This is a genomic window from Rhizobium sp. NFR07 (assembly GCF_900111905.1).
In the GTDB taxonomy this organism is placed as follows: domain Bacteria; phylum Pseudomonadota; class Alphaproteobacteria; order Rhizobiales; family Rhizobiaceae; genus Neorhizobium.
The window spans coordinates 557232-580102 of record NZ_FOKM01000002.1 but is presented as its reverse complement, the minus strand read 5'-3'; the positions used below and the strand labels follow the sequence as shown (position 1 = coordinate 580102).

Sequence of the window (22871 nt, the reverse complement as noted above, 5' to 3'; positions counted from 1 at the left end):
TGACTGAATTGCTCAAAACCACGCGCCGCAATAGCAGCATGGCAGAGGCTTAGCCAGAGAAAGAGCGCGGCCACCTGAAGTTTTCGCGCCGCCGACGTTATGCGGAGGTGCGGCTCTCCGGCACGGCGGGAATGGATCTGAGATAGGAGGCGAGTTCCACGCGATCGCGGCCTGACCGCTTGGCCTCATAAAGCGCGCTGTCTGCCAGGCTCAGCACCGTCTCGAAGGGCTGTCCCTCCGGCAATCCGACAGCAACGCCGGCACTTACCGTGCAGCGCAGGATGGTGCCATCGGCCAAGATATCGCGGGCGGCAAAACGCTTGCGCACCTCGTTTGCGATCCGCTCTGCCCGACCGGGCATGATCTCGCTGACGATCATGGCGAATTCCTCGCCGCCGAGCCTTGCCGCACAGGCAGCAGGCGTCACCTCGGCCAGCATATCCCTGGCAAAGAGCCGCAGGACCTCGTCGCCGGCAGAGTGTCCATATTCATCGTTGATGGTCTTGAAGCGATCGATGTCGAAGACGATCACCGCCGTGGAGGCGCCGAAACGTCTTTCGCCATATTGCGCGAAGAGCGCGCGCCGGTTGAGCAGTCCGGTCAAGGAATCCGTCATCGCCTCGCGCCGGTGAAGGGCGGCCATCCGCCATTGATGCAGCGCCAGCGACAGGGCGCCGATACCGGTCATGCCGGCGATGCAGATGCCGATATTGAGGTTTTCCGCCCAATTGGTCGGGGCGCGGCCGAGAGTCATCTTACTGTCGGCGAGCAGGACCGAGGCGCAGAGCGCGAAGGACAACCCGCTGACCGCATAGAGCAGCACCATGCCGCCAAGCGGGCCCGGGGCTTCGGCGCGCGCCGTCCAGTATTGGCCGGCGGTGCCGATCAGCAGAAGCGCGGTCAGGATGTTCATCATGATCAGGCCGAGGCCATCGAGGCCGGCGAGGAACAGGGGCAGGCCGAGCGCCAGGCAGACGATAAATATGCCGCCGGCGAGATACCATGGCTTCTCGCCAGTGCGGAACTGCACCGATGCCGCATAGATCGTCGAGAAGCCGGCCATCAGGAATGTATAGGCGATGACGGCCGGGATCATGCCGGACTGGGTCGTATAGGAACTGTAAGCCACGATGCCCGCGACGACGAGGCATAGCGAAGCCACCAGCGTGAGCAGGAAGGAATCGGTGCGACGGGAGAACCATGTCCCGAGCAACGTCACCATCAGACACGCGGCCGACACGCCAAGGGCAAGCAGAAGAGACTGATAATCCAGCATCATGCCTGAAATTCTCTTCAATGATGTATTTTTAAAAATTGCAGTCAGAACATATGAGCGGAATCTCTCCAAAGACTTAGCAGCGGAGAGATCCCATAGTAGTCGATATTAGATTCGAGAATAAATCAGCTTCAGATCGTGTCAACGACATCCCAGAAGATCGGGAAACCGGGATCGAAGACTGTGATCAGTCCCGCACCCGTGTCCCGCTTGGCCGGAAACTCGACCTTGCTCTCACGCTTCTCCAGGATGATCGTCTCCGAGTTGGGCTCGACGCCGTACCAGGCCGGGCCGTTCAGGGAGGTGAAGGCCTCGAGCTTGTCCAGGGCACCGTCATCTTCGAAGACATGGGCAAGGCAGCTCATCGTGTTGATCGACGTATAGATGCCAGCGCAGCCGCAGCCGCATTCCTTGAGCGGATCGACATGCGGAGCAGAATCGGTGCCAAGGAAGAAACGACCATCGCCCGAAGTCGCCGCGGCACGCAGGGCAAGGCGATGGCTCTCGCGCTTGGCGACCGGCAGGCAATAATAATGCGGGCGGATGCCGCCGACGAGAATGTCGTTGCGGTTGATGATCAGGTGATGCGTGGTGATCGAGCCGGCAAGGTTCTTATCGGCCGACTTGATATAGTCGATACCGTCCGACGTCGTGACATGCTCCATGGTGATCTTCAGCTCCGGCAAACGGCGGCGAAGCGGATCGAGGACGGTTTCGATAAAGACAGCCTCGCGATCGAAGATATCGACCGACGGCGTCGTGACTTCGCCATGGACGCAGAGTGGCAGGCCGATCTTGGCCATGCGCTCCAGAACCGGCATCGCCTTTTCCATGTCGCGCACGCCGCCGTGAGAATTGGTCGTAGCACCCGCCGGGTAAAGCTTGACGGCGGTGATCAGTCCACTCGCCTTGCCGGCTTCCACGTCATCGGCGCTGGTGTGCTCAGTAAGATAAAGAGTCATCAGCGGCTCGAAGCGATGTCCGGCAGGAAGCGCTGCCATGATTCGCTCACGATAGGCCGTGGCATCCGCGGTGGTGACCACCGGCGGCACTAGGTTCGGCATGATGATCGCACGGGCGAAGTGCCGGCTGGTGTCTGCGATGACGCCGGAGAGAACCGCGCCATCGCGCAGATGAAGGTGCCAATCGTCCGGGCGGCGAATTGTGAGCGTTTTCATGCAGCTGTTCCGATGAGACTTTTATTCCGCTTATCACCAAAGCGCGCGCAGACACAATTGCGGAACGTAGAAACATCCAATAGGTCGAGATGGAGGGCGCGCAAACTCACGAAATCGTGCAGGCTTTAGGGCCGCCAATTGGGATCCGCGAAAAGATTCTGCGGAACCAGCGCCGGGATCGGGCGTTCGTTAAACAATCTGAAAGAGATTTTGAGTCGGACGGAGCACACCATGAAATCCCGGTCATCGAAAGTCAACAGGGGTTTTGCGATTACCACAGGCGCTGCTGTCGCGCTTTGCGCGCTGACAGTTTCCCCCGGCGCCGAGGAGCGCATGACCATCAACGTCGCCACCGCCATGCAGAGCGAATGCGATCGCCTTGCTGGCAGCCCCTTCGATCAGCAGCGCAACGGCGAGTTTTCGCCGGTCAATATTGCAGAGATCGGCGGTGGTGCCGCGGATGCGTGCCGCATGGCATTTGAGGCGACGGGTAATCCGCGCTTTGCCTACCAGCTTGGCCGCGCACTCAACAAGGATGATCAGCCGGATCAGGCGATGAGCGCCTATGACGCTGCCGTCAAGGATGGTTATGCCGCCGCCATGGTGAACTACGGCATGCTGATGGGTCGCCTCGGCGACGAGACAGCCGAATTCGGCCTCTATCAGCAGGCAGCCACCAACGGCAATGTTCTCGCCGCATACAATCTCGGCGTCGCCTATCGCGACGGCCTCGGCACCCAGCCGGACGTCAACAAGGCACTGAACTGGTTCGAGAAGGCCGCCGCCGAAGGTGACGATACCGCCGCCTTCAACATCGGCGCCATCTATGACGAAGGCCAGCTTCTGCCGGCCGACGACCAGACGGCAGTTGCTTGGTACGACCTCGCAGCCCAGCGCGGCAATACCGACGCGATGATCAATCTCGGCATCATGTACGAAACCGGCGAAGGCGTGCCTGCCAATGCCGAAAAAGCTGCCGACATGTATCGCCAGGCCGCCATGAAGGGCGACGTCTTCGGTGCGTACAAGTTCATGCAGTTCCAGGAAATGGGCGTCGTGCCTGCTCCATCCCAGGAAGGCGTCGAAGGCGTCAACTCGCTGGTGCTGAAGCAGGGCGACATGGAGACCCCGGCCAAGGTCGGCCGCGAGATCTAAATCCCGCGCAGCAGCAGGCGATCGTCAGATGATGTCGCCTGCCGAAGGCCCCCAGACGTCCGTCATGGCAAAACCATCCGCCAGCGGGTCGAACGGGTCGAGCGCCACCTGATGCAGACCGAAGGTAAATCCCCGGCCGGCGATCGTTGGAACGATTGCCGGCTTTCCTGCGACCTGCGTTTCGCCGGCGAGACCCACTTCGAACTGCGTGCCGATGATCGAGCGCGACAGGAATGTATCGCCAACCTTCACCTTGCCGCGCGCATGGAGCGTCGCAAGATTGGCCGAGTTGCCGGTACCGCAGGGCGAGCGATCCGCCCTGCCCGGCCACATGGTGGTGCAGGTCCGAACCGTGCCGTCAGCTTCCGTATCGCGGAACATGACATAGGCGACGCCGGAGATCGCCGGAATTTCCGGATGGGCAACCGGGATCTGTCGGTTGATCAGGTCCTTCAGCACCATACCGGCCTGAACGAGGGCAGCGGCGTTCTTTTTCTCGATGGTCAAGCCGATCTGCGAAACGTCGACGAGACCGTAGAAAATGCCGCCATAAGAGATGTCGAGGGTGATCTCGCCCCATTCCGGCGTCTGCAGCTTCACGTCCAACTGATGGACGAAGGACGGCACCATGGTGAGCTTCACCTTTTCGCAACGGCCGTCGCGGCAGGTAGCAACCGCCCTCACGAGGCCGGCAGCGGTCTCCAGCGTCACGACCGTTTCCGGTTCCTTCATCTCGACGATGCCGGCTTCCAAAAGCGCCGTGGTGGCGCAGATCGAGTTCGAGCCCGAGCTCGCATGCGCCTGGTCCGGCTGTAGGATGACAAAGGCGGCATCCGCATCCGGGTGCTTGGCCGGCAGGAGAAGATTGACCGAGCCGATCGGGGTTCCGCGCGGTTCAAGGCAGAGAAAGCGGCGCAGCTCCTGTCCCTTGGGATCGGAATTCATCCAGGCGAGCTGGTCGGCGACGGTTTCACCCGGGATCTTCGGAACGCCGCCGATCGCGACACGGCCGATCTCGCCTTCCGCATGAACATCCAACAGCTGGATCGTGCGCTTCCATCTCATTCGTCAGAACTCCGCATGCTTTAAGATGCGGCCATCGAGGCCGCAAACGAAATAACTCAATCTGCATGTCTGGATAGCGCAAGCAGGCGATCCTGCCTATTGGCCAAGCCAGAGATAGCTCAAGGAAAATTGGCGCTTCCCGCCACTGAAGAGGTAAGGCTGCTCGATACGCCCGGCCGTTGACGGCGTTGCCGCCCTACCCTGCAGGATCGCATCGATTTCGGCGGGCGGTGCCACGTCGGCATCGTCACCTGCGCCCCAGATCATAAGCATCGGTCCGGCTGGAGGCGACGCAAGCGCATCCTGCCAGTCCTCGAGCCTGTGGACCTCGGCTCGCGGAAACTGCAGCCGCATGTTGCCTGCCAGATGCTGGCTATCGGCCAGGATCAGCGACGGCTCCGCCTGGCCGCGAAGAACGGCGGCCATATCCGCCATCGGCTGGTTGATGCGGGAATAGGAGCCGGTGGCGCCTGCCAGCAGCGTCTTGCCAGGCACAGACAGGAGTGTGACCACCATGATCACCGCGAAGACGGGCAACAGGCGCGGCAGGGCCGCCCTCGTGTCGGCGCCGGCACGCTCGAATTTGAGCAGCAGCCAGAGCGGCAGGACGAGCAGGTAGGGATCGAGCCAACGCTCGGTGATCTTTGTCGTGCCGGTCGAGATGATGACCACCACGACACCGGCAAGCGAGAAAAGCATGATACGGCCGAGAAGTCGCGTCCATTCATCTCCACCGGCCAGCGCCGCCTTGAAATGGCCGCGGCTAGCGAGGCCCAGAACAGCGACGCTCAACCCACCAAAGGCGATGCAGGCGAGCAGCAGAGAAAGAACCGCCTTCATGATGCGGCCGAAGCCGTTCGGCGCGCCGGACGCCGCCATCTTGCTCAAAGTGCCGCTGGAAGCAAGATCCACATGGCTTATGAGCCAGAGAGCGTGAGGCATGACGACTGCTGCGGCGACGGCGACCGACAGAAGCAGCCGCGGATCGATGAGCCTTGTTCGCCAATGCCGGTCGGAGGCGATGGCGAGAAGTGTAGCGACCGGCAGGAGGACGAAATTGTATTTCGAGATGCAGCCGATGCCTGCGGCAAGGCCGACGATCAGGAACGACTGCCAATCGGATCGCGTCAGCGCGCGAAACAGGCCGTAGAGGAAAAGCGAGGTCGCCATCAGGACCGCGACCGTGTGGGTCAGGTCCTGCTGCGGCATGTAGGAGAGCTGCGGCAGGGTCAGCAGGCTCAGCATGGCCAGCGACGCGAAACCCGGCCTTGCATCGATCTGCCGTGCCGCCATGCCATAGAAGACGTAGCAGAGCAGCAACATTGTAAATTTGGGCAGCGTCAGGGCAGCCAGCGAGATGCCGGCCAGTCCGTCGACGGCATTCTGTACCCAATTGTAGAACGGTGGCTGGGGGCCGTATCCGAGCAGCCAGAATTGCGAAAAGAAGGATTGCTCGGCTTCGTCAAGCGTCAAACCATTCGGCAACGCGATTCTGACCGCCGCACTCAGGACAAAATAAGCAACCAACACGATGATCGCCGGCCGCAGCCCGGTCGACACAAATCGCGCCAGCCGGTGCATCGCACCCTCGGCAGACCGCGCGCTTCCTGCGCCATGGTGATGTTTCATAACCACTCCCGCCGAACCGGCCTGTGCAGGAAGTGACACGCGCCGCATCCCGGATCAAGGGAGGAATCGGACAGGAATGGGGATTCAGCGATGCAGCAACAGGCACCCGTCTGGTCAGCAAGGTCAAATCGCCATATGAGGCTTCCGGCCAAGAATAAGAGTATGAAATGCTGAAAGACAAGAAGACGCAATATCGACCCGACATCGATGTACTGCGCGCAATATCAATATTCGTCGTGACGTTCTTCCATCTGGGCGTGCCGGGCTTTTCCGGCGGCTTTATCGGGGTCGACATCTTCTTCGTCATCAGCGGCTTCCTGATGACCTCGATCATCTGCGAAGAATTGATCAACACGGGCCGGCTGAACTTCCTGCGCTTCTGCGAGCGCCGGATGCGGCGGATCCTGCCGGGGCTGCTGGCGACGCTGGCGGTAGTCACCATCACCAGCCTCTTCGTGCCGACTTCCGGCATCGAGGCAATGCGCGCCCAGATCATCTCGTCTGCGATGTTCATCTCGAATGTCTATTTCTGGAGTGTCTCGGGCTATTTCGATACCGCCGCGATCACCAAGCCCCTGCTCCATACATGGTCGCTCTCGGTCGAGACCCAGTTCTACCTTATCTGGCCGATCTTCATCGCCATCGTCTGGAAGATCCGGGGCGCAAAGGCCCTGCCGCTTGCGTTGGCCCTGAGCGCCCTCGTCAGCTTCGTCGGAGGCCTGTTCTTCACCGATCCCGACGAGCTATCCACGCTCTTCTACATGACGCCCTTCCGGATCTTCGAGTTTGCCATCGGAGGGCTTCTTTATTTCGAGCGGTGGACGATGCGCCTTGGCCAGATGGCCATGCGCGCCGCCATCATCCTGTGCATCGGCGCAATCGGCGCCTGCACCTATCTCTATACCGACAAGATGGTGTTTCCGGCCTGGAACGCGCTTTTGCCGTGTCTGGCCGCCGCAGGCATAATCCTGCTCGGCAAGCGCACGCCTTTCCCGCTCCTGTTCCAGTCACGCCCGCTGCTGGCGCTCGGCAGGCTGAGCTATTCGATCTATCTGGTGCATTGGCCAATCATCGTCTTCTACCCTCACCTCGCCGGGAGGGGAGCTCGACTGGCTGGATACGGTCACCATGCTGATCGTGACACTTGCCGCGGCGGTGGCACTCCATATCGGCGTCGAGCACCGGTTCCATCGCCGGCCGACAGGCGAACCCCGCCTGCCTTTCGGCTTCGGCAGCGGCGCATCCTTCGCCACCGCGTTGCTCACGACCTTCGCCTTCTTCACGCTTGCCATGGGGCGGCCTGACGAGAAGCAGTCCGGCCAGTCGCTTGATGTCGTGGAAATCCAGCGCAGCAACGAAGGGTATACGTGGCGCAACCACCGTGCGCTCAACTCATCCTTCGACACCGATTCCAACAACGAGATCCTGGTCATCGGCGACAGCCAGGCCGCGGACATGGTGAACCTGCTTCTCGAATACGATCCGTCCCTGCGTTCGCGATTGCGCACATTCGTCAGCACGGCCGGCTGCCAGATCAAGCTTCTCGATCAATATTACCAGCAGCGGGAGACGAATAACGGCAAGGCCGATGAAACCATCGAACGGTGCAGGAGGGACAGGCAGCGGTTCCAGCAGGACGCACGCCTAAAGGCCGCTGACACGATCATCCTCGCCTATTCCTGGCGCCCGGCCGCGATCGATTATCTCGATGATGACATCGCCGCACTCTCGAGATGGAACCCGACAGCCAAGATTTATGTAGCAGGGCTGAAAACGCAGCCGCAGAGCGGCATCTGGTATCTTGAACAGGGCATCGCCGGCGGTGCCGCTTCGTCCTTCGCCAAACAGAACGCCGTGCAGGAAGTACAGCAGATCAACACGCGACTGGCGGCGGAATTTCCGGACCGCTTCCTCGACCTCCTGGATGTCGCATGTTCGCGACAGGCCTGCGACGTGTTCACCGATTCAGGCTATCCGATCTTCTTCGATTCATCGCACCTGACCTCCGCCGGCGCGAGATATCTGGCGAGCCGCGTGCCATTCTACACGCTTGTCGGTACCCGCCTGCAACTGGAGCCGGCGCAGTGAAACAATGCGGCTCCGGCGCAAGATGGAGCCGTACGAACCGGATCACGGGATGATGTTAGCGAGAGCGTCAGTCCCGCGCCGCAAAGTCGGCGGGTGGTGAATCAGATGGAAAAGATAAGCGGTTGCCAACGCGACGTGCATCCTGCAGCGCGAATGCCAGCTTGCTCGCCAGAAGCCACGGCTTCTTCAGTCGATTTCAGATGAGAAGGTAAGAATGGCGCACCCGAAGAGATTCGAACTCCTGACCCCCAGATTCGTAGTCTGGTGCTCTATCCAGCTGAGCTACGGGTGCGTCTGCAGCGGTGTGTTCCGCTTGCGTGGCGATCCTCTAAAGGGTGCCGGGAAAGATTGCAAGCGCTTTTCCGCCGTCTAATGTCATTTTGCTGTCACGCAGACATTAAGACACTGTTTTAGTTATAAATTTTCCATCATGCTCTGACGCGGTAATCGTCCAGGGCTACCGGACGGTCAGGAATCTCGATGCGGAACTGGGTGCCGGGGCCTGGCTTTTCGACAAGCGCGATCGTGCCGCCATGGGCAAGCACCAGCTCGCGCGCGATCACCAGGCCAAGACCCGTGCCGCCGGAACGTGCCGAGCCACGGAAGGCCGAGAACAGGTTCTCGCGCGCCTTGCGCGGCATGCCCGGTCCGGTGTCGTCTATGGTGATGCTGACGACGCTGCCGAGGCGGTGGGCGGAGACCGTGATCCGGCGCGAGGCCTGCGGGTCATCCGGATCATAGGCCAGCAGAGCCTGGACGGCATTGCGGCAGAGATTGTGGATGACGCGGAAGATCTGCTCACCGTCGCCGTCGACTTCAAGGTCGGTGGAAATCTGGTCTGCAAACTCAACGCCCGAATCGGGGTCGATCGCCAGCATGTCCTTCACTTCCTGGGTCAGCACGGAGAGATTGATCCGTCGGCGCCGGGGCGCCGCTTCCGAGGCCTGGCCATAGGCCAGCACTTCGTTCGTGTAACCGACTGCGCGGTCGATTGTACGCAGCAGTTTCGGCGCGAAGCTGCGGACCATCGGATCCTCGACATCGGTCAGACGGTCGGACATGAGCTGCGCGGAGGCGAGGATGTTACGCATGTCGTGGTTGATCTTGGAAACCGCAAGACCGAGGTCGGCCAGGTTCTTCTGCTGCTTCAGCGTTCGCTGAAGCTCCACCTGCATCGCCGCAAGGTGCCGGCCCGCAACCGCAAGCTCGCCGCGCGAGCGGTCGGCGGTGAAGACGCGCGAGGGATCGTCGGGCTGCTCGGAGAAAAGCTGCATGCTGTGCGTGAGCCGCCGGATCGGCAGGATCATCATGCGATTGATGGCGACGAAGATGAGCACCGCCGTCATCAGTGAAATCAGGATCGAGATGATGAACATCATCTTCGAATATTTGAGCATGTCCTTGCGCAGCGCGTCATCGGTCATGACGAGCTCGATGATCATATCGCTCTCACCGATGGGACCGAACACGCGCATCACCCGACCGCCACCGAAGACAAGCGTATCGAGGGTATCGCGCATGGAGGTGATCAGCGACGTATCCGCCAGATCGTATTGCGCATCGATTTCGGGCGGAACCTCCGTCGCGGCAAGAAGGCGCGAAGTCCCGTCCTTGCGAAGCGCGATGACCTTGGTGCCGGTAGCAAGCAGGGTATCGTTCTGCACGGCGCGCGGCAGTTCCGCAGGCTGGAGACCATCGATGACGATGCCGGCGGCAGCCGCAGTATCGAGGCGATCACGCAGCCAGTTCATTCGCATGCTGGCGATGGACGGCATGAAGATCAGGATTTCCGCCAGCATGACGAAAATGACTGTCAGCCACAGCAGCCGCCCGGACAGGCCGCGGAACAGCGTCGGCATCGGCTCCGGCCCGGTCGCATCAGGCCAGCTTCCCTGCCGCTCCGAGGTGTGAACCTCGCTATCCATAAGGATCTCCACTTCCAGGCAAAGGACTTCACGAAGTCCCGTGTGCAGCGCACATTTTAGCGCGTCACCAGAATTTGAACAGCCCAGGCCACCACGCAAAAAGGCGGAAGCCCGGGGCTCCCGCCTTAAATTTCGGTAATGTTCGGGTTTTGGATCAGAATTCTTCCCATTCAGACGCATTCGACACCGCGGCAACGGAGCCACCGCCGAATGCCCGGCCGAGGGCCGCCGTCATCTTTCTTGCCGGCGACGGCTGCGAACGGTGCGCGATGCCGACCGATACCGGCCGTGCCACCTGACCGGCATCGTTGCCGATCTTGAAATGCGCGACAAGGCGGTACAGGGCATCGGCCTCGGATGACAGCTTGCTGGTTGCCGCCGAGCTTTCCTCGACCATGGCCGCGTTCTGCTGCGTCACCTGATCCATCTGGTTGACCGCCGTATTCACCTCAGCCAATCCCGTAGCCTGCTCACGCGAGGCGACTGCGATCGAATGGATATGATCGTTAATGCGGCTGACGCGGGATTCGATCTCCGAAAGCGCGGCACCCGTCTTCTGGACAAGTTCCACCCCGCCGGCGACTTCCTGACCGGACTTGCCGATCAGGCCCTTGATGTCCTTCGCGGCGCTGGCCGAACGCTGGGCGAGTTCGCGTACTTCCTGGGCGACGACCGCAAAGCCCTTGCCGGCCTCGCCTGCCCGCGCCGCCTCGACTCCGGCGTTGAGTGCCAGAAGATTGGTCTGGAAGGCGATCTCGTCGATGACGTTGGTGATCTGCGCAATCTCGCGGGATGCCTGCTCGATGCGGCCCATCGCCTCGATCGCGTTGCGGACGACCGCGCCGGACTGGACTGCACTTTCCTTGGCCTCGCCGACCATGACGGTCGCCTCGTTGGCGCGTTCCGTCGAAGTCCTCACGACCGAGGTGATCTCGTCCAACGCGGCGGAGGTTTCCTCCAGCGCTGCCGCCTGCTGTTCGGTGCGCTTCGACAGATCGTTGGAGGCGCTGCTCAACTCGGCAGAGCCATCATTCATCGCGCCGGTCGCATTGCGGACCTGCCCCATGGTGCTGCGCAGCGTTTCCATCGTGCCATTGACGTTCTGCTGGAGTTCGCCGAACGCACCCTTGAAGTCGCCGCGCATGCTGTCGGTCAGGTCACCGTCGGAGAGGCTGCGCACGACGCGACGCGTCTCGGAGACGCCTGCATCGACGCTCGAGACCAGCTGGTCGATATTGCGTGCAACGCGATCGAGGCTCTCGACACCCCATTGCTTGTCGATGCGGCGGGTGAAATCACCTTCGGCAGCGGCGGAGACGACCGCGGACATACGGGTCTGCAGATCGTCGTTCTTCGCCTTCATGCCGGCCTCGACACCCGTCATGCGGGCCACTTCCCGGCCATTCCGCTTGAACACTTCCACTGCGGCAGCCATGTCGCCGATCTCGTCCTTGCGGCCGGCAAAGGGCACCTGCGTGTCGTAATCGCCCTCGGCCAGGCGGCCCATGGACGACGTCAGCTTCAGGATCGGCTGGCTGACCTGACTGCGCCCGAGATAAAGGCCGAAGGCAAGTCCGCCACCCACACCGAAGATCGCGACGGCGAGAACGGAGTAGAAGATGATGTTCTCGAACTGGACCATCTCGGCGCTGAGCTTGTCGAGATCGGCGCGGTCGGCGGTGACGACCGCATCGATATCCGCCTGGTAGGCCTTGCGGTTGGCGCGATTGGCTTCGTTATTGCCCTGAACGTTTGCGGCTTCCGGGCCTTCGGTCGCGCCAAGGCGGACGGTCTCGCTGCGGAAGACCTTGAAGTCCTTGAAACCGGCTGTCAGCTTGTCGAACTGTGCTCTTTGCGCAGAAGGAACGACCGCCGACCAGTCGGCGACCAGCTTCTCCATTTCGCCAAGGTTTTTCGTAACGCCCTCGCCGAAGGGTTTGGCTGCTGCAACGTCCTTTGCCGCATACATGCCGCGCGCATCCATGACGACGGCGGTGACCAGGCGGTTCAAACGCTCACCTTTATAGACGCGATCTGCGATATCCGCGTAAGCGACCTGCTTGTCATGGTATTGCGCGACGGTAAAGATAGACAAACCGGCAATCACGCACGCAACAAGGCTCATCAACCCCACAAGAAGGTTGATCTTTGCTCCAATTTTCACGACTAATCCCCTCCAAAGACACAGCCAAGGAACATCGGACCTTGCGTCTATTCTTTGGCTATTGTGAAAATTAGCATAAAGTTGTTAACAACCCCTGAGCACAACCCGCTCATAAGCGCCTTCGCAAGAAAGCAACAACATTGCGCCACCGGCGCGAATAGGCCGGTGATTTTTTTAGAAAATCGACCTCGATCGGCAAGTTGCGAGAAATTCCTTCCTCACGAGCGCAACCATTGGATTTGTAATCTTATTCTGATTATTAATAATTGCATTCGACTTTACTTAAATACGAACGTGGGCGGAGCATGAGCGCCCCGGAAACGGGCAGGAGATTGACTTTCGGCCTGAACCTGAACTATATGCCCGCGCGCTCAAGCGGCAGGTTGCCTTTGCATTCCCGCACGCCGCGCATTTCCGAAACGCTTTGCCTCGGAAGAGGCATACCCAAGAAGGGCCGCACACCGCGGTATTAAATAAATGAAGCGTACCTACCAGCCGTCCAAGCTTGTTCGCAAGCGTCGTCATGGCTTCCGTGCCCGTATGGCCACCAAGGGTGGTCAGAAGGTTCTTGCTGCTCGTCGCGCACGCGGCCGCGCTCGTCTTTCGGCCTAACGGCCGAACTGCCCGACCGGGGCATGACGACGACTGATACAAAGCGAAATACTGTCGGGCGGCTGAAAAGCCGGCCGCAGTTTCTTGCCGTAAGGGCGGGAGAAACCCGCCGCGGCAAAGCCTTTCTTCTCGAGGTGCTTGATCGCAAGCAGCCGGATGAACAGCCGCGCGTCGGCTTCACCGTCACCAAGAAGCACGGCAACTCAGTCGAGCGCAATCGAATGCGCCGGCGCCTCCGCGAAGCCGTCCGCACCTCCGCCGGGTTTGCAATGAAGGACGGACACGACTATGTGATTGTCGCGCGCAGGGACGTTCTCACAATTTCCTTCCCGGAACTTACGGAACGGCTTGTCGAGCGCATCGAAGGCAGGCAGAAACCCAGGCCAGCCTCAGGAACACCCTCCAGGAAAGCATGATGGAAAAGAACCGCAATTACTTCATCGCGATCGGCCTTTCGGTATTGATCGTCCTTGCCTGGCAGTTCCTCTATATGAACCCGCGCATGGAAGCGCAGCAGCGCGCCGCTGAAGCACAGCAGGCCCTCGAGCAGGCGCAGAACCAGAACCAGAATTTCACGCCGGAGAGCCCCGGTGCCGCGACAACGAGTGGCAACCTGCCCGGCGCGAACCAGGCCCAGGCGACCGCGACCCGCGAGCAGGCGCTGGCCAAATCCGAGCGCGTGCAGATCGATACCCCGGCCGTCGTCGGTTCGATCAACCTGACCGGCGCCCGCTTCGACGACCTGAAGCTGCGCGAATATCACGAGACCGTCGACGACTCGAGCCCGATCATCACGCTCTTCTCCCCGGCCGACACCAAGGACGGGTATTTTACCGAACTCGGCTATATCGGCAGCGAAACCAGCGGCCAGACGCCCGGTTCCGGCACGAAGTGGACGCTCGCCAGCGGCGACAAGCTGACCACGCAGACCCCGGTCACGCTTTCCTTCACCAACGACAAGGGCGTGGTATTCAACCGCACCATCTCGATCGACGATCACTACATGCTGACCGTGACGGACAAGGTGGAGAACCCCGGCACGGAAGCGATCACGCTTTCCTCCTACGGTCGCGTCACCCGCAACAACAAGCCTGTAACGCCGTCCGTTTGGGTCATCCATGAAGGCTTCCTCGGCGTGCTCGGCGCCGACGGCAGCCTCAGCGAACACACCTATTCCAACATCGAGGAAGAGGCGCTCACCAATCCGAAGGCGACCGGCGGCTGGCTTGGCATCACCGACAAGTACTGGGCAGCCACGATCGTGCCGCCGCAGGCGACGCCGTTCGAATCCCGCTTCACCCATTTCACCGACGGCCAGCCGCGCTACCAGGCTGATTACAAGGGTGACGCTCTGACCATTCAGCCGGGCCAGTCGACCGAACTGATGAACCTTGTCTTTGCCGGCGCGAAGGAAGTGCCGCTCGTCGATGCCTATGCGGAGAACAATGCCATTCCGCATTTCGATCTCCTGATCGATTGGGGCTGGTTCTACTTCATCACCAAGCCGATGTTCCAGCTGATGGACTTCTTCTTCCGTCACGTCGGCAACTTCGGTGTCGCCATCCTGCTGACCACCGTTGTCGTCAAGCTGATCTTCTTCCCGCTGGCCAGCAAGCAGTACGCCTCCATGGCCAACATGAAGCGCATGCAGCCGAAGATGGAAGAGCTGAAGGCCAAGCACGGCGACGACCGCATGGCCATGCAGCAGGCGATGATGGCGCTCTACAAGGAAGAAAAGATCAACCCGATCGCCGGCTGCTGGCCGGTGCTCCTGCAGATCCCGGTCTTCTTCGCGCTCTACAAGGTCATCTACGTGACGATCGAGATGCGGCACGCGCCTTTCTTCGGCTGGATCCAGGACCTTTCGGCGCCGGACCCGACCTCGCTGTTCAACCTGTTCGGCCTGCTGCCCTACGACGTGCCGCACGCGCTGATGATCGGCGTCTGGCCGATCGTCATGGGCATCACGATGTTCCTGCAGATGCGCATGAACCCGACGCCGCCGGACCCGACCCAGGCGATGATCTTCACCTGGATGCCGCTCGTCTTCACCTTCATGCTGGCATCGTTCCCGTCCGGCCTCGTCATCTACTGGGCCTGGAACAATACCCTGTCGGTTTCGCAGCAGGCCGTGATCATGAAGCGCCACGGCGCCAAGATCGAGCTCTTCGACAACCTCAAGGGCCTGTTCAAGCGAAAACCCGCGGCGACAAAATAGTTTTCCGAGAACCCCGGCATTGCCCGGGGTTTTCTTTTGGCTGCGATCCGAGCCGCTGCGGGTTGCCTCCTGCCCGCCGAGCAACGGTGCTGCGCCCGACGAAAACTTGACATTGCCGCCCAAAACCCGGATGCGGTTGGCTTGATCAGGACGTGAAGACAAAAAGAGCCGATGACCCTCAACCCGAAGCCACTGTTCGGCAACCCCTGGATCTTTATCCGCGGCGTGCCATCGATGAAGTTCCTGCCGCCGGAAGGCCCGACCGAGATCGCCTTTGCCGGCCGGTCGAATGTCGGCAAGTCGTCGCTGATCAATGCTCTTGTCGCCCAGAAGGGCTTGGCACGCACGTCCAACACACCGGGACGCACGCAGGAACTCAACTATTTCGTGCCGGATGGATATTCGGGCGCCGAAGGCGACCTGCCGCCGATGGCGATGGTGGATATGCCGGGCTACGGCTATGCGCAGGCGCCGAAGGAGCATGTCGACGCCTGGACGAAGCTGGTCTTCGACTACCTGCGCGGCCGCGCGACGCTGAAGCGCGTCTATGTACTGATCGACAGCCGCCACGGCATCAAGAAAAATGACGACGACGTACTCGACCTGCTCGACAAGGCCGCCGTCTCCTACCAGATCGTGCTGACCAAGACCGACAAGATCAAGGAACCGGCGGTGCCGAAGCTGATCGCCGAGACGCTCGAAAAAATCCGCAAGCGCCCGGCTGCCTTTCCGGAGGTCATCTCCACGTCGTCCGAGAAGGGCAAGGGCCTGGACGAGTTGCGCGAAGCGATCGCGAGAGCAGTCTTCGAAAGCTGATCCCCGACAATAAAAATCCGGCCGCCCATGGGGGAGCGGCCGGACCAGATGCAAGCTGGATGGTCGGGCGGACGACCGGAGCTTACATCTTGGGAAGCAGAACCTTGTCGATGACGTGAATGACGCCATTCGACTGCTTGACGTCTGCGATCGTCACATGGGCAACGCCGCCCGTCTCGTCGGTGAGCGTGATCTTGCCCATGCTTTCCTTGGCTTTCAGAATGCAGCCACCGACGGTCTTGACGTCATGGGTGCCCTTGTCGTCCTTGATCATCTTCTCGATGGTCTTCGACATCGCGTCGGCGGCCACCACATGGCAGGTCAGGACTTTCGTCAGCTGCGCTTTGTTTTCCGGCTTGAGCAGGGTGTCGACAGTGCCCTTCGGCAGTGCTGCAAAGGCTTCGTTGGTCGGCGCGAAGACCGTGAACGGTCCCTTGCCCTGAAGCGTCTCAACCAGGCCGGCGGCCTTGACTGCGGCAACCAGCGTCGTGTGATCCTTGGAGTTCATCGCGTTCTCGACGATGTTCTTGTCTTCGAACATGGCAGCACCACCGACCTTCGGGTTTGCAGCGTGTGCGGCAATGGCGGTGACGGATACGGCGGCTGCGATGGTGAGCGTGCGAAATACTGATTTCAACATGGATCTGTCCTCTTCCTCTTCAGGATGTGGATCGCCCCGGCGCGGTTGCGCGCCTCCCAAGGCACCACTCCTCCCCGTCAATCGGGAACACAGCAAGGGACGGGAGACAGAGATAAAGAGTTTCAGGAAATCGCAGAAAAATGCATCGGGATGTTTAGGCCGCTGATTACAATAGGATATTTCGACTAGATATCCTGCGCCTTGCCGGATGCGATGACGGGACCTGTGGGCTGGCCCGTCGGAGAACCACCGAAGGGCTCGACGCTGACGGCGAAAGTCACACCGTTCCTCAGACGCGGACGCAGGTCGGCGGGAATGTCGACGGAACCCTCGCCCGTCTGCGGTAGAATCCCGAGCGATACCGGCGGCTGCCCGCCATCGGGAACGAGCCAGAGCTGCAGGGAGCGCGCGGCGTCCGCCGAAGCTGCGACGGGCAAAACCTTCAGGCGGCCGTTTGCGGTATCATAACGTGCCATCAGCCCGACTGAGGTGGCACCGTCACCGTTCATATGCGCCACCAGTGTTTTCGACGGCGGCGCGGCGCCGATCCAGCCGGATTGAAGCGAGACGTAGGTAATCAGCGCCGCAAGCGATGCGAAGGTCAGGCCGCGCCAGAGGAGCAGCGAATTCCACCAGGCCCCGGCTGCCGACAGTTCCCGTCCGAAACTTCTGACGGGAAAAAGCTTGACTTCGATCTTTCCGAAGACCTGCGGAGGCGGTACCTCGTCCCCATAATCTCCATTGAAGCCCGAGAGATTATCCGACCAGTTGGCGACCATCGCCGCGAACGGCCTGTCGCGCAGCATGCGCTCTTCGACCCGACGCCTGTCTGCCTCCGACAGAACGCCCAGGACATATTCGCCGGCCAGAAGCTGGTCGCGGGAGCGATCTCCTTCGCTTTGATCCGGTCTGCTCATCGGTCGAGGCACTCTCTCAGTTTCAAAAGGCTGCGGCGCAGCCATGTACGCATCGTATTGATCGGCACGCTGTGGCGTTCGGCCAGTTCCTGGTATGTCAGACCTTCGACATAAGCACTGCGAACTGCGGCGGCACGATCAGAATCCAACTCCTCCATGCACCTGTCAATGCGCTTGCCTTCTCCGGTCAGCACTGCGTCCCGTTCCGGATCGGCGGACGGATCCTCTATCTGCCAATCTTCGTCCAGAGGATCGGCAGACGGTCGGCGCGCACGCAATACATCGATCGAATGGTAGCGGGCAACCGCCACAAGCCAGCCTACCGGGCTGGTGCCCGTGGCGGCAAAGCGATCGGCACGCTGCCAGATCTTGACGAAGACGTCCTGCAACGCATCCTCGGCCTCGCCACGATCCTTGAGGATACGAAGGCAGACGGAAAAAAGTTTCGGCGCCACATGAGAATAAAGCTGCGCGAACGCTGCGCGGTCACGCAAAGCCACCCGCCCGATCAGGACGGCGATGTCGCGATCTGTTGCCAAGTCACCCTCCCGACCAGCCGACCGACGGAATGCACGCCACGGTCAAACCAGTTACGTTCGAAACTTGCCACCGGATTGTTTGATCTGTCAAAAAGATGCGTTAAAAGGCCCCACCTTTGATGCAGGGAAATTCCATGACGATGTCAGACAGCGAACTCCAGGCCCAACTCCTCGCCCAGGCTCTGCCTTACATGCAGCGCTACGAGAACAAGACGATCGTAGTGAAATACGGTGGCCACGCAATGGGCGATTCGACGCTCGGCAAGGCTTTTGCCGCCGATATCGCGCTTCTGAAACAGTCCGGCGTCAATCCGATCGTCGTTCATGGCGGTGGGCCGCAGATCGGCGCGATGCTGACCAAGATGGGTATCGAATCGAAATTCGAGGGCGGCCTTCGCGTCACCGACGCCAAGACGGTCGAGATCGTAGAAATGGTGCTTGCCGGCTCGATCAACAAGGAAATCGTCGCGCTGATCAACCAGACCGGCGAATGGGCGATCGGCCTTTGCGGCAAGGACGGAAACATGGTCTTCGCCGAAAAGGCGAAGAAGACCATCGTCGATCCCGACAGTAATATCGAGCGCGTGCTCGACCTCGGCTTCGTCGGCGAAGTGGTCGAAGTCGACCGCACCCTGCTCGACCTGCTTGCCAAGTCGGAAATGATCCCGGTCATCGCACCAGTCGCCCCTGGCCGCGACGGCGCGACCTACAATATCAATGCCGACACCTTTGCCGGGGCGATAGCAGGTGCGCTGCATGCGACCCGCCTGCTGTTCCTTACCGACGTTCCGGGCGTGCTCGACCGCGACAAGAACCTGATCAAGGAACTGACCGTCGCCCAGGCCCAGGCACTGATCAAGGACGGCACGATCTCCGGCGGCATGATCCCCAAGGTCGAGACCTGCATCGACGCCATCAAGGCCGGCGTCCAGGGCGTCGTCATCCTGAACGGCAAGACCGCGCATTCGGTGCTGCTCGAAATCTTCACCGAACATGGCGCCGGCACGCTGATCGTGCCCTGACCAGGCCTCAGCCCGCGGCGGAAAACACCGCCGCGGCATCCTCCTTCAGCTTGTCGATCATCGCGCGATAAGGGCCGGGACCGTAGCTGACCCGGGCGACGCCGAGCTCGGCCAGCCGTTTTGGCGTGGGAACGCCGGCAAACATCATGATATTGACCGGCAGCGACGAGGCCTTGCAGAGCTTTTCGATGAGCGCCTCGTCCGCCATGCCCGGCGCAAAGAAGCCTCTGGCGCCGGCCGCCGCATAAGCCTCGGCCCGTTCGATTGCCTCCTCGATCAGCCGCGCGTGCTTTTCCCTGTCGCTCTCCTGCAGGAACAGATCGGTGCGGGCATTGATGAAGAAAGGGATGTCGCGGCTATCCGCCAACGCTCTTATCGCCTGGATGCGTTCGGCCTGCTTCTCGGCCGGATAGATGCCTTCGCCGCCGACCACCTGGTCTTCGAAATTAATGCCGATGGCACCCGTATCGATGACCTGCGCGACATTTTTTGCGACGTCTGCCGGGTCTTCCGCATAGCCGCCTTCGAAATCCACGGTGAAGGGCAGGTCGACCGCGGCTGTGATCGATCTCACCGTGGCAAGCAGCACTTCCATCGGCAGGTTCTCGCCGTCCGCGTAGCCCTGCGCGGCAGCAACCGACCAGCTGCCGGTCCCCAGCGCCTTGGCGCCCGCGTCCGCCACCGCCTTTGCAGTTCCGGCATCCCAGATATTGTAGATGATGACCGGATTGCCCTTCTGGTGCAGCGCTCCGAATGCCGCCGCCTGGTCCTTCTGAGACACGATACGTCCTCCCATTGCGTTGTCGTCAATCTAGTCGGATTTTTGCCGTCACGTCGCCGAAAATTCGGCACCGACATCGACCAAATTCGGGTTCAGGAAAAGAGAAGGCCGAAAATGCCGCAGACGATCAGCAGGCAGCCGGCGACTTCCATCCTGTTGATCCGCTCGTGGAACAGGAAATAGGACGCCATGAAGGTGAAGATCAGCTCGATCTGACCAAGCGCCCGGACATAGGCCACCTGCTGCAGCGTCATGGCGGTGAACCAGCAGGCCGAGCCGAAGACGCTGGCGAGCCCCACCAGCGCAGACGTGCGCCAGGTTCTGACCACCTGGACGATCTCGTTGTCCTTCCACATCATCCAGACCAGCATGAATACCGTCTGGAAGGTCGTGACGCAGGCGAGTGTCGTTGCCGCCTGCATGATCGGGTTCGGCCCGTCGAGAGAAAGCGAGGCACTGCGATAGGCGACTGCGGAAATGCCGAAGACGGCACCGGAAGCGATGCCGACGAGCGCTGTCCGGCTCGCCAGTGCCGAGACGGTATTCTTCCACGACAGAGGCATGCGCGCCATCGAGATGAGCATCACGCCGAAAACGCCGACGATAATCGCACCGACCGCGCCGATCGTCAGCTTTTCGCCGAGCAGGATCAGACCGAAGATTGCCGCCTGCACCGGCTCGGTCTTGGAATAGGCCGTACCGACGGCAAAATTTCTCAGCGAAAAGAGATGGACGAGCATGATCGTGGCGAAGATCTGGGCCAGACCGCCGAGCACCGCCCAGAAGGCGAAGGCCCAGTTGAGCGCCGGAATGGCAAAACCGCCGACCTGATGAAGCAGCACGACATAGAGGATGGCGACCGGAAAGCCGTAGCCGAAGCGGACGAAGCTCGCGCCGCGCGTGCCGAGCGCACCCTGCAGGTGCTTTTGCAGCGCAGACCGCAGGTTCTGCAGAAAGGCGGCGGCTATGGTGATCGGGATCCAGAGTTCCATGTCATCGGCGGTATCACGCGCGCCAATTCCTCGCCAAGGCCGAAACGAGCTAAATCTGGTCGCCTTTTTCCGTTTTCTTTGCCCGCCAGCCAGTGCATAAGCAGGACATGGACAAGAAACCCAAGACCGCCCCCGACGCCGCCGATTTTTCCCACATCCGCGACTGGGTCTTCGACCTCGACAACACGCTCTATCCCCATCACGTCAATCTCTTCGCCCAGATCGATGCGAACATGACGTCCTATGTCGAAGAGCTTTTACAGCTCGACCGGGAAGAGGCGCGCGTCCTGCAGAAGAGCTACTATCACAAGCACGGCACGACGCTGCAGGGGCTGATGCTGAACCACGGCATCGATCCGGACGGTTTTCTCGAGCGGGCGCATGCGATCGACTATTCCGCGCTGTTGCCGAATCCGGAACTCGGCGAGGCGATCAAGGCCCTGCCCGGCCGCAAGTTCATCTTTACCAATGGCAGCGTTCCCCATGCGGAAGCGGCCGCCCGCGCGCTCGGCATCCTCGACAATTTCGACGACATTTTCGACATCGTTGCTGCGGGCTATGTGCCGAAGCCGGCCGGCGAGACCTACGACAAGTTCGCAAGCCTGCACCGGGTCGATACCGCCCATGCCGCCATGTTCGAAGACCTGCCACGCAATCTCGTCGTCCCGAAGACGCTCGGCATGCGCACGGTGCTGTTGACGCCTCGCAATCTTAACGATGTGCTGATCGAGCGCTGGGAAACGCTGTCCGACGAGGACGATCACATCGACTATGTGACGGACGATCTGGCCGGCTTCCTGAACGGCCTGCGCGTCGCCTAAGCGCGCTCATCTTCTGCTTCCGGAAAAGTCCCCCTCTGGCCTGCCGGCCATCTCCCCCACAAGGGGGAGAAGCCTTGCCGGGCCCGTCTGCCTTGAATTGCTGCGGCGGTGTGGCTGGGTTGCGCCCTCCCCCTTGTGGGGGTCTGTAAAGACGGGTCGAGACCAGCGGCTCGACCCAGGTCGGTTGGGAGGGGTCTTGTTTCCAGCGTATAGTCCCGTGCATTACAAAGAATTCATCCACATTACGGGAGTTTAAGTGGTCGCCAGGGCTTGGCGGCCATACCTTGAGGTCATCGCAACAAGGGAAAGGAACCCGTCGATGACCGCAAAGAAGATCGTTTTGGCGACCCTCGGTGCCGTTTTGGTCGCAGGAGCTGCCATCCCGGCATTCGCCGCACCGGAACGGCCTGATCGCGGCCCGGGTCGTGGCCCCCACGGCATGATGCGTGGTGCGATCATGCAGGACGTCACGTTCGTCCGCCTGCTGAAGACCGCCGATACCAACAAGGACGGCAAGGTTTCCAAGGAAGAGATGGCGGCCCGTCAGGAAGCCCTCTTCAGTGAGATCGACGGCAACAAGGACGGCAATATCACCCGCGGAGAACTGCTCGACTATCGCATCGCCAAGCGCGAGGAGTTCCGCAAGAATAGTCCACGTCCGGAAATGGCCGATGCCGAAGATGATGAGGATCGTCCGGACGGCCCGCGCGCCGAACTCAAGGACGGTGACGGCCCGCGCCACGAACGCGCCGATCGCGAAGATCGACGTCATGACCGCGACCGCCATCAGGCCCGCTTCGAACGGCACGGTGATGGCCCGCGCATGGGCGGCGGACGGTTCTTCCGGATGATCGATGAGGATCGCGACGGCAAGATCACCAAGGCTGAAGCCTGGGCTGCAAGCGACAAGCTGTTCGCCCGCATGGACACCAACAAGGACAACACGATTTCGATCGACGACCTGCCGGACCGCCCCCTCTAGTTCCTCGCCCCCCATTACGGAACTAGTACCGGCCGTCGTCGGAAAAGGGCC

21 protein-coding genes and 1 tRNA gene are annotated in these 22871 nt (G+C 61.0%); 10 read left to right on the top strand and 12 right to left on the bottom strand.

Going from position 1 to position 22871, the window contains the following annotated elements; translation table 11 throughout:
- Positions 1-97: 97 nt before the first annotated feature.
- Positions 98-1279 (bottom strand): GGDEF domain-containing protein, encoded by a 1182-nt coding sequence (locus tag BM216_RS06445; RefSeq protein WP_092996693.1) that lies wholly within the window; start codon positions 1277-1279, stop codon positions 98-100.
- Between the two features lie 128 nt (positions 1280-1407).
- A complete protein-coding gene (pyrC, locus tag BM216_RS06440) occupies positions 1408-2454 on the bottom strand; it encodes a dihydroorotase (RefSeq protein ID WP_092996690.1) in 1047 nt (348 codons plus the stop codon).
- Between the two features lie 231 nt (positions 2455-2685).
- Between pyrC and BM216_RS06435 the strand changes: the two genes are divergently transcribed.
- Entirely contained in the window at positions 2686-3609 is a 924-nt protein-coding gene (locus tag BM216_RS06435; RefSeq protein ID WP_092996687.1) for a tetratricopeptide repeat protein, read from the top strand.
- A gap of 24 nt (positions 3610-3633) precedes the next feature.
- Here BM216_RS06435 and BM216_RS06430 read toward each other — a convergent pair whose 3' ends face one another.
- On the bottom strand, positions 3634-4674 hold the full coding sequence (locus BM216_RS06430) for a 4-hydroxyproline epimerase (protein WP_092996684.1): 1041 nt from the start codon (positions 4672-4674) through the stop codon (positions 3634-3636).
- Between the two features lie 96 nt (positions 4675-4770).
- On the bottom strand, positions 4771-6303 hold the full coding sequence (locus BM216_RS06425) for a glycosyltransferase family 39 protein (RefSeq protein ID WP_244530090.1): 1533 nt from the start codon (positions 6301-6303) through the stop codon (positions 4771-4773).
- Positions 6304-6470: 167 nt separating this feature from the next.
- Between BM216_RS06425 and BM216_RS06420 the strand changes: the two genes are divergently transcribed.
- Both BM216_RS06420 and BM216_RS33980 read left to right on the top strand, forming a co-directional pair.
- Positions 6471-7607, top strand: coding sequence for an acyltransferase family protein (locus BM216_RS06420; protein ID WP_092996678.1), 1137 nt, complete (start codon positions 6471-6473; stop codon positions 7605-7607).
- The gene (locus BM216_RS33980; protein WP_092996676.1) at positions 7561-8391 is read left to right on the top strand and encodes an SGNH hydrolase domain-containing protein; all 831 of its coding nucleotides are present in this window, start codon (positions 7561-7563) and stop codon (positions 8389-8391) included. Before BM216_RS06420 ends, BM216_RS33980 begins: the two co-directional genes overlap by 47 nt.
- 215 nt (positions 8392-8606) lie before the next feature.
- Here BM216_RS33980 and BM216_RS06410 read toward each other — a convergent pair.
- The 3 genes from BM216_RS06410 to BM216_RS06400 form a co-directional block, all read right to left on the bottom strand.
- Positions 8607-8683 (bottom strand) — tRNA-Arg (locus BM216_RS06410).
- A 136-nt stretch (positions 8684-8819) separates the two neighbouring features.
- Positions 8820-10250, bottom strand: a complete 1431-nt coding sequence (locus BM216_RS06405) for a sensor histidine kinase (protein ID WP_244530105.1) — start codon at positions 10248-10250, stop codon at positions 8820-8822.
- 220 nt (positions 10251-10470) lie between these two features.
- Positions 10471-12480: a methyl-accepting chemotaxis protein gene (locus tag BM216_RS06400; RefSeq protein ID WP_092996670.1), complete on the bottom strand. Its 2010-nt coding sequence runs from the start codon at positions 12478-12480 to the stop codon at positions 10471-10473.
- Positions 12481-12957: 477 nt separating this feature from the next.
- On the opposite strand from BM216_RS06400, the gene rpmH reads away from it, so the two are divergent.
- From rpmH to yihA, 4 genes are all read left to right on the top strand, one after another.
- Positions 12958-13092, top strand: a complete 135-nt coding sequence (gene rpmH / locus BM216_RS06395; protein ID WP_092996667.1) for a 50S ribosomal protein L34 — start codon at positions 12958-12960, stop codon at positions 13090-13092.
- Positions 13093-13115: 23 nt separating this feature from the next.
- Positions 13116-13508, top strand: coding sequence for a ribonuclease P protein component (rnpA, locus tag BM216_RS06390; RefSeq protein WP_092996664.1), 393 nt, complete (start codon positions 13116-13118; stop codon positions 13506-13508).
- A complete protein-coding gene (yidC, locus tag BM216_RS06385; protein WP_092996661.1) occupies positions 13508-15310 on the top strand; it encodes a membrane protein insertase YidC in 1803 nt (600 codons plus the stop codon). Before rnpA ends, yidC begins: the two co-directional genes overlap by 1 nt.
- A gap of 171 nt (positions 15311-15481) precedes the next feature.
- On the top strand, positions 15482-16126 hold the full coding sequence (yihA, locus tag BM216_RS06380) for a ribosome biogenesis GTP-binding protein YihA/YsxC (protein ID WP_092996658.1): 645 nt from the start codon (positions 15482-15484) through the stop codon (positions 16124-16126).
- Between the two features lie 82 nt (positions 16127-16208).
- Here yihA and BM216_RS06375 read toward each other — a convergent pair whose 3' ends face one another.
- The 3 genes from BM216_RS06375 to BM216_RS06365 form a co-directional block, all read right to left on the bottom strand.
- Positions 16209-16766 (bottom strand): fasciclin domain-containing protein, encoded by a 558-nt coding sequence (locus tag BM216_RS06375; RefSeq protein WP_092996655.1) that lies wholly within the window; start codon positions 16764-16766, stop codon positions 16209-16211.
- A gap of 185 nt (positions 16767-16951) precedes the next feature.
- The gene (locus BM216_RS06370; protein WP_092996652.1) at positions 16952-17683 is read right to left on the bottom strand and encodes an anti-sigma factor; all 732 of its coding nucleotides are present in this window, start codon (positions 17681-17683) and stop codon (positions 16952-16954) included.
- Positions 17680-18222, bottom strand: coding sequence for a sigma-70 family RNA polymerase sigma factor (locus BM216_RS06365; RefSeq protein WP_092996649.1), 543 nt, complete (start codon positions 18220-18222; stop codon positions 17680-17682). The genes BM216_RS06370 and BM216_RS06365 overlap by 4 nt, the downstream gene beginning before the upstream one ends.
- Positions 18223-18356: 134 nt before the next feature.
- Here BM216_RS06365 and argB point away from each other — a divergent pair, with 134 nt between their 5' ends.
- On the top strand, positions 18357-19244 hold the full coding sequence (gene argB, locus BM216_RS06360) for an acetylglutamate kinase (RefSeq protein WP_092996646.1): 888 nt from the start codon (positions 18357-18359) through the stop codon (positions 19242-19244).
- A 7-nt stretch (positions 19245-19251) separates the two neighbouring features.
- On the opposite strand, the gene BM216_RS06355 is transcribed toward argB, so the two are convergent.
- Positions 19252-20025 carry an isocitrate lyase/PEP mutase family protein gene (locus tag BM216_RS06355; RefSeq protein ID WP_092996643.1) on the bottom strand — a complete coding sequence of 258 codons (774 nt, stop codon included), beginning with the start codon at positions 20023-20025 and terminating at the stop codon, positions 19252-19254.
- Between the two features lie 92 nt (positions 20026-20117).
- Positions 20118-21017 (bottom strand): DMT family transporter, encoded by a 900-nt coding sequence (locus tag BM216_RS06350; protein WP_092996640.1) that lies wholly within the window; start codon positions 21015-21017, stop codon positions 20118-20120.
- A gap of 107 nt (positions 21018-21124) precedes the next feature.
- On the opposite strand from BM216_RS06350, the gene BM216_RS06345 reads away from it, so the two are divergent.
- Both BM216_RS06345 and BM216_RS06340 read left to right on the top strand, forming a co-directional pair.
- Positions 21125-21838 (top strand): pyrimidine 5'-nucleotidase, encoded by a 714-nt coding sequence (locus BM216_RS06345; RefSeq protein ID WP_092996637.1) that lies wholly within the window; start codon positions 21125-21127, stop codon positions 21836-21838.
- Between the two features lie 319 nt (positions 21839-22157).
- The gene (locus tag BM216_RS06340) at positions 22158-22820 is read left to right on the top strand and encodes an EF-hand domain-containing protein (RefSeq protein ID WP_092996634.1); all 663 of its coding nucleotides are present in this window, start codon (positions 22158-22160) and stop codon (positions 22818-22820) included.
- Positions 22821-22871 lie beyond the last annotated feature (51 nt).

Coding starts and splice junctions, on each gene's coding strand:
- BM216_RS06445 (WP_092996693.1), bottom strand. CDS start 1,279: ATGATGCTGGATTATCAGTCTCTTCTGCTTGCCCTTGGCGTGTCGGCC.
- pyrC (WP_092996690.1), bottom strand. CDS start 2,454: ATGAAAACGCTCACAATTCGCCGCCCGGACGATTGGCACCTTCATCTG.
- BM216_RS06435 (WP_092996687.1), top strand. CDS start 2,686: ATGAAATCCCGGTCATCGAAAGTCAACAGGGGTTTTGCGATTACCACA.
- BM216_RS06430 (WP_092996684.1), bottom strand. CDS start 4,674: ATGAGATGGAAGCGCACGATCCAGCTGTTGGATGTTCATGCGGAAGGC.
- BM216_RS06425 (WP_244530090.1), bottom strand. CDS start 6,303: ATGAAACATCACCATGGCGCAGGAAGCGCGCGGTCTGCCGAGGGTGCG.
- BM216_RS06420 (WP_092996678.1), top strand. CDS start 6,471: ATGCTGAAAGACAAGAAGACGCAATATCGACCCGACATCGATGTACTG.
- BM216_RS06405 (WP_244530105.1), bottom strand. CDS start 10,250: ATGCCGACGCTGTTCCGCGGCCTGTCCGGGCGGCTGCTGTGGCTGACA.
- rpmH (WP_092996667.1), top strand. CDS start 12,958: ATGAAGCGTACCTACCAGCCGTCCAAGCTTGTTCGCAAGCGTCGTCAT.
- rnpA (WP_092996664.1), top strand. CDS start 13,116: ATGACGACGACTGATACAAAGCGAAATACTGTCGGGCGGCTGAAAAGC.
- yidC (WP_092996661.1), top strand. CDS start 13,508: ATGGAAAAGAACCGCAATTACTTCATCGCGATCGGCCTTTCGGTATTG.
- yihA (WP_092996658.1), top strand. CDS start 15,482: ATGACCCTCAACCCGAAGCCACTGTTCGGCAACCCCTGGATCTTTATC.
- BM216_RS06375 (WP_092996655.1), bottom strand. CDS start 16,766: ATGTTGAAATCAGTATTTCGCACGCTCACCATCGCAGCCGCCGTATCC.
- BM216_RS06370 (WP_092996652.1), bottom strand. CDS start 17,683: ATGAGCAGACCGGATCAAAGCGAAGGAGATCGCTCCCGCGACCAGCTT.
- argB (WP_092996646.1), top strand. CDS start 18,357: ATGACGATGTCAGACAGCGAACTCCAGGCCCAACTCCTCGCCCAGGCT.
- BM216_RS06350 (WP_092996640.1), bottom strand. CDS start 21,017: ATGGAACTCTGGATCCCGATCACCATAGCCGCCGCCTTTCTGCAGAAC.
- BM216_RS06345 (WP_092996637.1), top strand. CDS start 21,125: ATGGACAAGAAACCCAAGACCGCCCCCGACGCCGCCGATTTTTCCCAC.
- BM216_RS06340 (WP_092996634.1), top strand. CDS start 22,158: ATGACCGCAAAGAAGATCGTTTTGGCGACCCTCGGTGCCGTTTTGGTC.